At 60.4% G+C, this 12350-nt stretch carries 10 protein-coding genes; 3 read left to right on the forward strand and 7 right to left on the reverse strand.

From position 1 onward, the window contains the following. Positions 1-304: 304 nt before the first annotated feature. Both pssA and ilvY read right to left on the reverse strand, forming a co-directional pair. Positions 305-1165: a CDP-diacylglycerol--serine O-phosphatidyltransferase gene (pssA, locus tag RLO07_RS00825; protein ID WP_462290233.1), complete on the reverse strand. Its 861-nt coding sequence runs from the start codon at positions 1163-1165 to the stop codon at positions 305-307. 33 nt (positions 1166-1198) lie between these two features. Beyond that, on the reverse strand, positions 1199-2107 hold the full coding sequence (ilvY, locus tag RLO07_RS00830) for an HTH-type transcriptional activator IlvY (RefSeq protein WP_462290234.1): 909 nt from the start codon (positions 2105-2107) through the stop codon (positions 1199-1201). Positions 2108-2216: 109 nt separating this feature from the next. On the opposite strand from ilvY, the gene ilvC reads away from it, so the two are divergent. After that, the gene (ilvC, locus tag RLO07_RS00835; RefSeq protein ID WP_462290235.1) at positions 2217-3689 is read left to right on the forward strand and encodes a ketol-acid reductoisomerase; all 1473 of its coding nucleotides are present in this window, start codon (positions 2217-2219) and stop codon (positions 3687-3689) included. A 66-nt stretch (positions 3690-3755) separates the two neighbouring features. Here the strand turns inward: ilvC and RLO07_RS00840 are convergent, their stop codons facing one another. From RLO07_RS00840 to RLO07_RS00855, 4 genes are all read right to left on the reverse strand, one after another. Further along, complete coding sequence (locus RLO07_RS00840; protein ID WP_462290236.1) at positions 3756-4502, reverse strand: hypothetical protein; 747 nt, start codon at positions 4500-4502, stop codon at positions 3756-3758. Positions 4503-4508: 6 nt separating this feature from the next. Beyond that, positions 4509-5141, reverse strand: coding sequence for a SatD family protein (locus RLO07_RS00845; protein ID WP_462290237.1), 633 nt, complete (start codon positions 5139-5141; stop codon positions 4509-4511). Between the two features lie 157 nt (positions 5142-5298). Then, complete coding sequence (gene ilvN / locus RLO07_RS00850) at positions 5299-5790, reverse strand: acetolactate synthase small subunit (protein ID WP_462290238.1); 492 nt, start codon at positions 5788-5790, stop codon at positions 5299-5301. Between the two features lies 1 nt (position 5791). Continuing rightward, positions 5792-7537: an acetolactate synthase 3 large subunit gene (locus RLO07_RS00855; protein WP_462290239.1), complete on the reverse strand. Its 1746-nt coding sequence runs from the start codon at positions 7535-7537 to the stop codon at positions 5792-5794. 524 nt (positions 7538-8061) lie between these two features. Between RLO07_RS00855 and RLO07_RS00860 the strand changes: the two genes are divergently transcribed. Then, positions 8062-8520: a DUF4124 domain-containing protein gene (locus RLO07_RS00860; RefSeq protein ID WP_462290240.1), complete on the forward strand. Its 459-nt coding sequence runs from the start codon at positions 8062-8064 to the stop codon at positions 8518-8520. A gap of 66 nt (positions 8521-8586) precedes the next feature. Here RLO07_RS00860 and clpB read toward each other — a convergent pair whose 3' ends face one another. Beyond that, positions 8587-11163, reverse strand: coding sequence for an ATP-dependent chaperone ClpB (clpB, locus tag RLO07_RS00865; protein WP_462290241.1), 2577 nt, complete (start codon positions 11161-11163; stop codon positions 8587-8589). Positions 11164-11591: 428 nt separating this feature from the next. On the opposite strand from clpB, the gene RLO07_RS00870 reads away from it, so the two are divergent. Then, positions 11592-12350 (forward strand): DUF222 domain-containing protein (locus RLO07_RS00870; RefSeq protein ID WP_462290242.1); only part of this gene is annotated, 759 nt, incomplete at its 3' end.

Consider the following 12350-nt stretch of genomic DNA (forward strand, 5'->3'; position numbering starts at 1 on the left):
CACCCAAATCTCGGCTCAGACACAATTCGAAATCATATATTCATTAAATGAATCGATGAGTCACTTGTTGTGTCTGAATAGTCGTACAACTATCCCAACAAGTGCCCACACATCTGTCTTCGTTTCTTTGTTAAATAACCCGGAAGCGCTGCGGCTGCCGGTTTCTCGTTGGTGGTTGCCCCAACCGAGGATGCGCATTATACGTATCGCTTGAGACCCCGCAAGGCCTTTTACAAAAATATTTCAAAGTATTCGCCACAAGCGGGGAAACTGCTTAATAAAGCAGCAACAACCGGCGTTTACCTCAGGACGCGGCTCGTTTCTCCTGACGCCAGCGCTGCAATTGCATGACAGGCCCCGATACCGCATAGGCAAGAAATGCGAGCAGGAACATGCTGGGCGGGTTCAGGGTCACCAGACTAATGACCAGGATCAACACAATCATCGCCACGAAGGGCACCCGGCCGCGGAAATCCACATGCTTGAAGCTGTAATAGGGGAAATTGGCAATCATCAGCAGCCCGGTCACGGCAGTCAGTACTGCCACCACGATGGCGACCTCCAGAGGCAACTGCTCTCCGACCCAGCCCAGGTCGTTGCAGACCCACACCGTACTGGCGATGATCGCCGCCGCGGCGGGACTGGCAAGCCCGGTAAAGTAGTTCTTGTCCGCAGTGTCGATCTGGGTGTTGAACCGGGCCAGGCGCAGGGCGGCACAGGCCACGTAGACAAAGGCCGCACTCCAGCCAAACTTGCCCAGCTCCCCCAGGGCCCAACTGAACATGACCAGCGACGGTGCCACGCCAAAGGACACCATGTCCGAGAGGCTGTCGTACTCCGCTCCAAACTTGCTGGTGGTATTGGTCATGCGGGCAATGCGACCGTCCAGCCCGTCAAGCACCATGGCCGCGAAGATGGCGACAGCAGCGCTCTCGAAATCACCGCGCATCGCGGACACCACAGCGTAGAAGCCCGCAAACAGGGCACCCGTGGTCATCAGGTTCGGTAGCAGATAAACACCTTTGCGGCGCACGGTGCGGCCATTTTCGGAGAATTCCTCCTCGTGCTCGTCGACGATCCGCTCCAGCGGTTGTGTCACACCCTGCAGATCGCTCTGGGAATCCTGCGCTGAGTCCTGGGTTTTATCGTCCCTTGCGTCACTCATACTGGTGCCCGGATCAAATGGACCGACATTGTATCAAAAGGGGGTGCCGTAGGTCTGCCGGGCCACACCCCACAGGGCTTTGACCCGTGGATCCGTCAACCGGGAGGAAAGACTGACCAGACCGATGTCCAGCGGCGGCAGGGACTCCCACACCGGCACCGGACTCACCCGGGCCGCCATGCCGCTGGCCTGGATGACCAGTTCCGGGGCAATACCCACCCCCAGACCCAGCCCAACCATGGCGACTATGGCCTCGTGCCCCGCCACCTGGGCATAGATCCGCGGCTTGCTGCCACGTCGCTCCAGCCAGGCATCAAACATGTCCTTGGTCACACCCCGCTCGGGGACGATAAACGGAATACCCGACCAGTCAAACCCCGGTGAGGCCATGTCAGCGGACAGCATGCTGCGGCGTACAGCGCAGTCCGCAGCCGGCATGCACACCACCATCGGCGACTGCAGCAGGGAGAGAAAGGCGAGCCGCGCAGGCAGATACTCGGGTCGGCCGCTCACCGCCACATCGTCCTGTCCGGACAATACCCGGTCGACTCCGTCCGCCTGGTCACCGGTGTGCAACATGATCTCGACCCCGGGCTGACGCTGCCGAAAGGCCTCCAGCACCGGCGCCAGGATGCTGTAGCTGGCCGTCACCGAGCAGTACAGGTTGACCTCACCGGCGAGCTGCTGGTCCCCCCGCATCTGCCGGCGCAGGTCCTGCCACTCGGCGACACTACGCCGGGCGTACTCCAGAAACGTACGACCGGCCGGCGTCAGCCGCATGCTGCGCTGATCCCGCTGCAGCAGTTCCTGGCCCAACTCCTCCTCCAACCGCTGTACCGTGCGGCTGACAGCGCTGACACTCAGGTGCAGGCGCTCGGCGCTGCGGCTGAAGTTCAGCGAATCGGCGACCGATAGAAATACCTGCAAGCCTCTCGTATCCATGAGCCAATTTTGCACTTATTGCAAAACTGTTTCAACTATTTAGCGTTTTACGCAATACACGGATTGGCGTAGAGTGCGCCGTCAAACTCATCAATCGAGGTCTACCCGCATGGGCCAGAACTACTTCAATACCCTGCCGCTGCGCCTGCAGCTGCAGCAACTCGGCAAATGCCGCTTCATGAACCAGTCGGAGTTCGCGGACGGCGTGGAAAAACTGCGCGGCAAGAAGCTGGTGATCATCGGCTGCGGTGCCCAGGGTCTGAACCAGGGCCTGAACCTGCGCGACAGTGGCCTGGATGTCAGCTACACCCTGCGCGATAGCGCTATCGCCGAGAAGCGCCAGTCCTGGAAGAATGCCACCGACAACGGGTTCACTGTTGGCACCTACCAGGAACTGATCCCCACAGCCGACCTGGTGCTGAACCTGACCCCGGACAAGCAGCACAGCGCAGTGGTTAGCGAAATCATGCCGCTAATGAAGCACGGTGCGTGCCTGTCCTACTCCCACGGCTTCAATATCGTCGAAGAGGGCATGAAAATCCGCGAGGATATCACCGTCATCATGGTCGCACCCAAGTGCCCGGGCACCGAGGTGCGGGAGGAGTACAAGCGCGGCTTTGGTGTGCCCACCCTGATTGCGGTACACACCGAGAACGACCCCAATGGCGAAGGCCTGGAGCTGGCCAAGGCCTACGCCGCTGGCACCGGTGGACACCGCGCCGGCGTGCTCGAGTCCTCGTTTATCGCCGAAGTGAAGTCCGACCTGATGGGCGAGCAGACCATCCTCTGTGGCATGCTGCAAACCGGCTCCATCCTCTGCTTCGACAAGATGGTGGAAAAGGGTATTGAACCCGGCTACGCCTCCAAACTGATCCAGTATGGCTGGGAAACCGTCACCGAGGGCCTCAAGCACGGCGGCATCACCAACATGATGGACCGCCTGTCCAACCCGGCCAAGCTGCGCGCCTTCTACCTGGCGGAAGAGCTGAAGGACATCATGCGTACGCTGTACGAAAAGCACCAGGACGACATCATGACCGGGCACTTCTCCAAAACCATGATGGAAGACTGGGCCAACGACGACGCCAACCTGCTCAAGTGGCGCGCCGCTACCGCCGAGACCGCGTTCGAGAACACCCCCAATACCAGCGCCGAAATCAGCGAGCAGGAATTCTATGACCACGGTATCCTGATGGTCGCCATGGTCAAGGCGGGCGTCGAGCTGGCCTTTGAGACGATGGTCGCCACCGGTATCATCGATGAGTCGGCCTACTACGAGTCACTCCACGAGACGCCGCTGATCGCCAACACCATCGCACGCAAGAAGCTGTACGAGATGAACGTGGTGATCTCCGATACCGCCGAGTACGGATGCTACCTGTTCGACCATGCCTGCCGGCCGCTGCTGGCCGACTTCATGGCCAACATTGATACTGACGTCATCGGCAAGTCCATCGCCGGCGACAATGGCGTTGATAACCGGGAGCTGATTGCGGTGAACGACAAGATCCGCAGTCACCCGGTGGAAATAGTGGGCCGGCGACTGCGCGGCTACATGACGGCGATGAAGCGGATTGTCTGAGGCGCAGGCCAACTGAGTTTTCAGGGCCCTTCGGGGCCCTTTTTTGTGGCTTGTTCGGTAAAACGTCTACCCCACACTCCAGGCAACAACAATCGCAAACAGCGCCGACATCAAAGTCCCAATCAACATATACTCAGCAAACGTCTGGTTCTTGAGCTTGTCGAATCTCGCCAAGCCCTTGGCTGCAATAATGAAACCCAGCGCGCTCCAGTTGTTGCCAAACAACACCACGAGAAACATCAACCAGCGCTCCAAAATTCCGATTACCCTTCCCGCATTGTATTCCCGCTCATCTCTCGCCGCCGGTTGTCCACCGGTCTCCGACTCACCGAGTCGCGGAACCAGGTCAAGAGAATGAAAAATTCCGCGCATGGCAATGTTTACCTCATTTGCCAGGAGCAGCAGTCCCATGAGTGTAGAAACCACACGGCCCGACTCCAGCTGAACCGGCCCTGCGACAACCGCGACAATCTGGCCAGCATGATCCATCATGCCTGCAGCCATTGGAGATAGAGTAAAACCACCCAGCGCCGGGTAAAGGCCAGCAGGCATCACCGCAATGCCGCCCAACATGACTAACCGACACCAGTGTACTGGCAGAATTTTTTCCACTGCTCCAGACAGCGTTGTCAATGTAAATACGACAGCAAGAGTGGCCACTGTGAGAGAGCTGAAACCAAAGACCATCAACACTATCAGGGCCTGAACCAGACCGAGGCTGGCGGAAAACCACCAGCCTGTCGCTTCGTCCCTGTATAGGTAAACGAGTCGTGTAAACAATATGATGCAGAGGTAAAACTGGTATTCAACCACGCTGGCTCACCTTAACTGCTCTTCCAGCTGCTCTTCCAGCTGCTCTGAAATTGCAGACTGAATACCGTGGAAGGTTTCCAATAGGCCATCGTTGATATTTTTATATACCGCAGTCTTGCTGATCGACAAAGATTCGACAATCTGCTGCACCGGCCGCCCCTCCAGGTAGAATCGATAGACCTTGAAGCGGTTATGCTGCCACTGACTCTGCAACTCGGATATTAACCTGAGTGAGTGGTTAGCCAATTTCGTCCCGGATACCCCCTTGATGAAAAACAGACCACCTTCTTCTTTCAATACTGTCATCGCGTCCCGGGCATGATGAAAAGCCGGCCCATCCATCCCCAGCGCTGCCTCCGGGTTGATATCGGTTGCAATTGTCCCCACTCCGAAACCAAAGCGCATTCTCACGGGATAGAGAGAGGCCTGTATAACGGCCACCATCTCCCATATGGGTTTAGCAGATGTAAGTAGCGCCTGGAATTCATCCCCCAGGGTGACGGTAATTGGAGAAGCAAGCGCCTTGGCATGCGCCCCGTTGAGCTCCTCCAGTACAGAGTGCAAGGCGTGCTGCAATTCCCCACGGTCTGCAACCCCGCGCGAACCACAAATATCGCCAATCAATGCCAGGTAATTCATATCAGGCAGAGCCACTGACCGCTGAATGAGTTAACCATAGTAGTTTACTTCGCGAAATTCAACCCATAAGGTTTACTTTATATATTTTAAACCGATATGGTTTACAATGAGGCGCGCCCTGGCAGGGGGGCAGGTCCGATGAACCTTCCCCCGGCCACTACAGCCGCAACACCTTCTCCCCACGGGAAATCCCCGCCACCCCCGAACGCACGACCTCGAGGATATCGGCCTCCGCCATCGCGGCAACAAAGGAATCGAGCTTCTCTCCGGTGCCGGTGAGCTGGATGGTGTAGGTATTGGGGCCCACATCCACGATCTGGCCACGAAAGATATCCGTGGTGCGCTTGATCTCGTCGCGCATCTGGCCGCTGGCGCGCACCTTGATCAACATCATGTCGCGCTCGATGTGGGCGCCCTCGGTGAGGTCCACCAGCTTGACCACATCCACCAGCTTGTTCAGCTGCTTGGTGATCTGCTCCATGGTCTTGTCGTCCCCGGTGGTGGTCAGGGTCAGGCGCGACAGGGTCGCATCCTCTGTGGGAGCAACGTTGAGGGTCTCGATATTGTAGCCGCGCTGGGAGAACAGGCCGATCACGCGGGACAGGGCGCCGGGCTCGTTCTCCAGCAGAATTGAAATGATGCGTCGCATGTCAGGTCCTCTCGTTCTTGCTCAGCCACATGTCTTTCATGGCGCCGTTGGGGGCCACGTGCATGGGATACACGTGCTCCATCGGGTCGATGAAGATATCGAGGAAAACCAGCTTGTCCTTCATGGCGAAGGCTTCATCCATGCAGCGGTCCAGGTCTTCCAGCCTGGTGACCTGCATCCCCACATGGCCGTAGGCCTCCACCAGTTTGACAAAGTCAGGCAGGGAATCCTCGTAGGTACTCATGGCGTAGCGGCCCTCATACTGCATGTCCTGCCACTGCTTGACCATGCCCAGGTAGTTGTTGCGCAGGTTGATGATCTTGATCGGCGTCTTGTACTGGGTACAGGTGGATAGCTCCTGGATATTCATCTGGATGCTGCCTTCACCGGTAACGCAGGCCACTTCCATGTCCGGGAACGCCAGCTTCACACCCATGGCCGCGGGCAGGCCGAAACCCATGGTGCCGAGGCCGCCAGAGTTGATCCAGCGCCGGGGCTTGTCGAACTTGTAATACTGGGCAGCAAACATCTGGTGCTGGCCGACATCGGAGGTGACGTAGGCGTCGCCCTGCGTCGCCCGGTACAGGCTCTCGATCACCTGCTGAGGCATGATCCGGTCGCTCTCGCCGTAGCGGCGCCCGGTCCAGAGGCCGTGCTTGCCGCGCCATTCCTCGATCTGCTGCCACCAGCGACCCAGGGCGGATGCGTCGGGAAGCTGGGGCTCCTTTTCCTGCAGGTTGTCGATAATCTCCATCAGATCCTGCAGTACCGACTGCACCGGACCCACGATGGGGATATCCGCCGCCACGGTCTTGGAAATCGAGGTCGGGTCGATGTCGATGTGAATGATCTTGGCACCGGGGCAGAACTTGCCCACCGTGTTGGTCACGCGGTCATCAAAGCGGGCACCAACTGCCAGGATGACGTCGCTGTGATGCATGGCCATATTGGCCTCGTAGAAACCGTGCATCCCGAGCATGCCCAGGAACTGCCGGTCCGTGGCCGGGTACGCGCCCAGGCCCATCAGGGTATTGGTCACCGGATAGTTGAGCTTGCGTGCCAGGGCGGTCAGCAGCTCACAGCTCTCGCCCATGATCACCCCGCCACCACTGTAGATGATCGGACGCTTGGCACCCAGCAACAGCTTGGCCGCCTTGCGGATCTGGCCGGTGTGGCCGCGCTGGGCAGGAGCATAGGAGCGCAGTTTCACCGCGTCCGGGTAGTGGTACTCGAACTTTGCGTCCGGGCGCGTGCAATCTTTGGGAATATCGATCACCACCGGGCCGGGACGGCCGCTGGTGGCGATGTGGAACGCCTTCTTGATGGTGGCCGGAATCTCCTCGGCACGCCGGATCATGAAGCTGTGCTTCACGATCGGGCGGGAAATCCCGACCATATCCGTCTCCTGGAAGGCATCTTCACCGATCAGGTGGCTAGCCACCTGGCCGGACAGCACCACCATGGGGATCGAGTCCATGTAGGCAGTGGCGATACCGGTAATGGCATTGGTCGCGCCGGGGCCGGAGGTCACCAGCACCACCCCGGGCTTGCCGGTGGCGCGGGCATAGCCGTCCGCCGCGTGCGTGGCCGCCTGCTCGTGGCGCACCAGTACATGGGGCACCTTGCTGGTCTTGAACAGGGCATCGTAAATATGCAGAACCGCGCCGCCCGGATAGCCGAAAAGGTATTCGACGCCTTCATCTTCCAGGGCACGGGCGATCATTTCACCGCCGGATAACAACTCCACAATCTGTCTCCCAAATAACAAAAACCCCCGGCGCGTTACCCTCGCCGTGGCAGTTCAAGTTTCTGTGTAGACGTTGCAATGACAGGCACCTGGACCGGTACCGGACTGGCGACGCCACCCCCTCGGGCGCGATACAGTGCTGTGACCCGGCCCGCCGGACATGACCCGGAAGGGCACTCCGCGGAGGAAAACGATCACGAACACCCGTGCATCGGTCGCCCTGCGAGGTAGCGCAGTATCTGGCCCTCAACCCGGCCAATAGGGCGCGAGCTGAATACGGGACTCACAAACAGCCGCAGGGAATAATCACATCACTGCGGTGGACCAGTGGCCGAGGGTACCCGGCGGTAGTCGTTGCCATCTGCAAGACCCGGCTATTGTTGGTGTCCGAAGACGGCTTGTCAATGCCACGAACCGTCCAAAACTCGTCTCCTGCATCACTATTGCCGCCAGCTGCCGATTGCGCAGCCACCGCAGCTGCGGTACTTTAAAAGAGCAATACTCCGGGGGTGAGGGAAATGCGAGTGAAACAAGCATTCTGCAAAGGCCTGCAGGGCGGCCTGATAGTCCTTCTGGCGGCCGGCAGCCTTCACGCCGGCGCCGCTGACTCCTACTACCGCTGGCTGGACAGCCGTGGCAACCCCGTGCACAGCGACCGGCCGCCGCCGGCTGGCACCGATTACGAGGTCATCTCGACCCGGTCGGGCCTGAAGCGGATCGTGCCCGGGGAGCAGGGGGCGGTACCGCGGGAGGTTGTGCCCAGCGTGGGCAACGAGTTCGACCCTGTTGCCCGCAACCCCGCAACAGAAGTGCACAAGAATCCCGAAATTTGCGAGGTTGCACGCAAGAACCTGGAAACGCTGAATACCTACGCTAGAGTCCGGGTAAGAGACGACCAGGGCGATTTCCAATACATGTCTGAAGAAGAGCGGGAAGCCCAGCGCAATACTGCCCGCGCCTTGATCGAGCAGCACTGCGAATAACTGCGGCAAGCGGCCCCTCGAACTGCCTGGTGTGGAGCGTCAACCAAGAGGATGACGCGCCATCCCTTAGCGCTTGCCGAACGTAGTCCCCTCCCCTTCGACGTCTACCAATATGGTGTCGCCGGGACCGAATTCACCGGACAGGATGCGATTCGCCAGCGGGTTTTCCAGCTCGTGCTGGATGGCGCGCTTGAGCGGGCGGGCGCCGTAGACCGGGTCGTAGCCCACTGCCGCCAGGCGATCCATGAAGGCATCGGTGATCTCGATCTGCAGCTCGCGCTCGGCCAGACGCCGGCGCAAGGAGTGCAGCTGGATGTCGGCAATGCCACGGATCTGGTCTGCCGCCAGCGGGTGGAAAACTACCGTTTCATCGATGCGGTTGATGAACTCGGGCCGGAAATGTTTGCCCACCACACCCATCACCGCCGCCTTCATCGCACTGTAGTTCTCTTCGCCCGCCATTTCCTGGATTAGATCGGAGCCCAGGTTGGAGGTCATCACGATTACGGTATTGCGGAAATCCACTGTACGGCCCTGGCCGTCAGTCAGACGGCCGTCTTCTAGCACCTGCAGCAGGATGTTGAAGACATCCGGGTGCGCCTTCTCGACCTCATCCAGCAGCAGCAACGAGTACGGGCGACGGCGCACGGCCTCGGTCAGGTAGCCACCCTCCTCGTACCCGACATAACCCGGGGGCGCACCAATCATGCGCGCCACGGAGTGTTTCTCCATGAATTCTGACATATCCACCCGCACCATGGCCTGCTCGCTGTCGAACAGAAACTCGGCGAGTGCCTTGCACAGCTCGGTCTTGCCGACCCCGGTGGGTCCGAGGAACAGGAAGGAACCGTTGGGCCGGTTCGGATCCGACAGGCCGGCGCGGGAGCGGCGCACGGCATCGGATACCGCCGCAACAGCCTCATCCTGGCCCACCACGCGCTGGTGCAGGGAAGCCTCCATCCGCAGCAGCTTCTCGCGGTCGCCCTCCAGCATCTTCGACACCGGAATGCCGGTCCAGCGCGACACCACTTCCGCCACCTCTTCATCGGTGACCTTGTTGCGCAGCAGGGTGTGTTCTGTGGTCTCCGCCTCCTGGGCGGCCACCAGCTGGCGCTCCAGTTCCGGCATCCTGCCGTACTGCAGCTCGGACATGCGGGTCAGGTCGCCGGCGCGGCGGGCGGCCTCCATGTCCAGCTTGGCCTGCTCGATCTCGCTCTTGATGTGGGCGGCACCCTGCACGGAAGCCTTCTCTGACTTCCACACTTCCTCCAGGTCGGAGAACTCGCGCTGGACCTTTTCGATCTGCTCGTCGAGAAGTTCCAGCTGCTTTTTCGCCGCCGGGTCCTTGTCCTTTTTCACTGCCTCGCGCTCGATCTTGAGCTGGATCAGGCGCCGCTCCAGGCGATCCATGGCCTCGGGCTTGGAGTCGATCTCCATGCGAATGCGGCTGGCGGCCTCATCAATCAGGTCGATGGCCTTGTCCGGCAGCTGACGGTCGGTGATGTAGCGGGTGGAGAGCTTGGCAGCGGCGATAATGGCGCTGTCGGTGATATCCACCCCGTGGTGCACCTCATAGCGCTCCTTCAGGCCACGCAGGATGGCGATGGTGTCTTCCTCGTTAGGCTCGTCCACCAACACCTTCTGGAAGCGGCGCTCCAGGGCGGCGTCTTTCTCCACGTACTTGCGGTATTCGTCCAGAGTGGTGGCGCCGACGCAGTGCAGCTCGCCGCGGGCCAGGGCCGGTTTCAGCATGTTACCCGCGTCCATGGAGCCCTCGGCCTTGCCGGCGCCGACCATGGTGTGCAGCTCGTCGATAAAGAGAATGATGCGGCCTTCCTGCTTCGACAGCTCGTTGAGCACCGCCTTCAGACGCTCCTCGAAGTCACCGCGAAACTTGGCGCCCGCCAGCAGGGAACCCATGTCCAGGGACAGCACACGCTTGTCCTTCAGGCCTTCCGGCACCTCGCCATTGACGATACGCTGAGCCAAGCCCTCGATGATCGCGGTCTTGCCGACACCGGGCTCGCCGATCAGCACCGGGTTGTTCTTGGTACGCCGCTGCAGCACCTGGATGGTGCGGCGGATCTCGTCGTCGCGGCCGATGACCGGGTCCAGCTTGCCCTGCTCGGCGCGCTCGGTCAGGTCGACGGTGTACTTGTCCAGCGCCTGGCGGGACTCTTCGGCTTCGGGGTTGTTCACGGTTTCTCCTCCGCGTACCTGTTCAATGGCTGCCTGCAGGGCAATGGCAGTAACACCGTGCTCCTTCAGCATCTCGCCGGCACTGCTCTTGCTTTCCAGCATCGCCAGTAGTACCAGCTCGCTGGATATATAGGCGTCGCCACCCCTTTGCGCCAGCTTGTCGCTGACATTGAGGATGCGACCCAGGTCATTTGACATGTGCACATCGCCGCCGCTGCCACTGACGGTAGGCAGCGCCTCAACGGCCTTGGCAGTTGCCGCGGTCAGACCGGCAACGTTGGCACCGGCTTTCTGCAGCAGCGGCCGGGTGGAGCCACCTTCTTGCTGCAACAGCGCCGCCAGCAGGTGCACCGGCTCAATGAAATTGTTGTCCTTGCCCAGGGCCATGGACTGGGCATCGGCCAGCGCCAGTTGCAGCTGGTTGGTCAGTTTGTCCATTCTCATTCTTGCGTCTCCTGTCACACCGGCGTATGCACGGGTAATTCATTTCTCAATGGAGAGTAAATGGGGTGAGAATAGCCCTATTTCAAGTGGGGACTTGGTGACGGAAGGCGGTTTACTGAGCGGTTGCCGATATTCATTGGCAGGTAGTGGTGAAGCCCCTCGTATTCGAGGCTCGGTGTCATGCTCATACTCGGATCGGTGGCCCTCATCGCGGCGATCCGGAATCAGGAAAAAGGGGGTAGGACAGGTAGAACAGGCCAATCCTGGACGCGAGACAATTATCTGGTGCTAGCGGAATTTAGGCGATGATCGGGGAGAGCAGGGGCCGGGGGCGAACCTGACCCTTCTGTTTGATTGCCCGCTCGCAGGGTGGCCGCATTTGATGTAACGCGGTCCTTGGGGTTTTGCTGCGGCGCGCCTAAAATACTGTGTATCCATACAGTATTGAGGGCTTTGTCATGGGCGTACCGGCGATTGTGGAAGATTGGCCCCGGCGGCTGACCGGGGCGCAGCTGGGGCAGGCGATTACCCTGCTCTCGGCGCAAATGAATGCTGCGAATCACCGCCTTCTGAGGCTGATTGCGGAGTTCGACCGCTGTGGTGGCTGGCGCGAGCAGGGCACGTTTCGCTCCTGCGCCCACTGGCTGGTGGCCCACTGCGGCATCACCCTGGGTGCGGCGCGCGAGAAGGTGCGGGTGGCGCGGCAGCTGGAAGCGCTGCCGGAGGTGAATGACGCATTCTCGGAGGGCGGTCTCTCCTATTCCAAGGTGCGCGCCATCACCAGGGTGGCGACGCCGGAGAACGAGGGCTTCATGGTGAACCTGGCTCAGGAGAACAGCGCCGGGCATCTGGAGAGGCTGGTGAGCCGGTATGAGCCCGTTGCGGATCCGGTGTTGGTGGGGTTGCTGGACTGGGGGCCCGATGAGATCGCGCCGGCAGGCGGTTCCGCTGACGAAGCGGAGCGTGTCGCTGCCGGGTTGGTGGATGATGCCGGTGCCGGATTGGCGGATGAGGCCGCCGGGCATGGGGCCGCGCCGTCGCCGGATACCGAAGCCCTGCACGAGCTGGCCCGGGAGCTCTACTGGTTCCAGGACGAAGAGGGCATGTGGGTCATGCATGCCAAGTTCCCGCCAGAGCAGGGGCAGCTGGTCATCAAGGCCGTGCAGGCTGTGGTCCGGCCCCTGGCA

Origin of the sequence: Haliea sp. (assembly GCF_040221975.1) — a bacterium.
Lineage (GTDB): Bacteria > Pseudomonadota > Gammaproteobacteria > Pseudomonadales > Halieaceae > Haliea.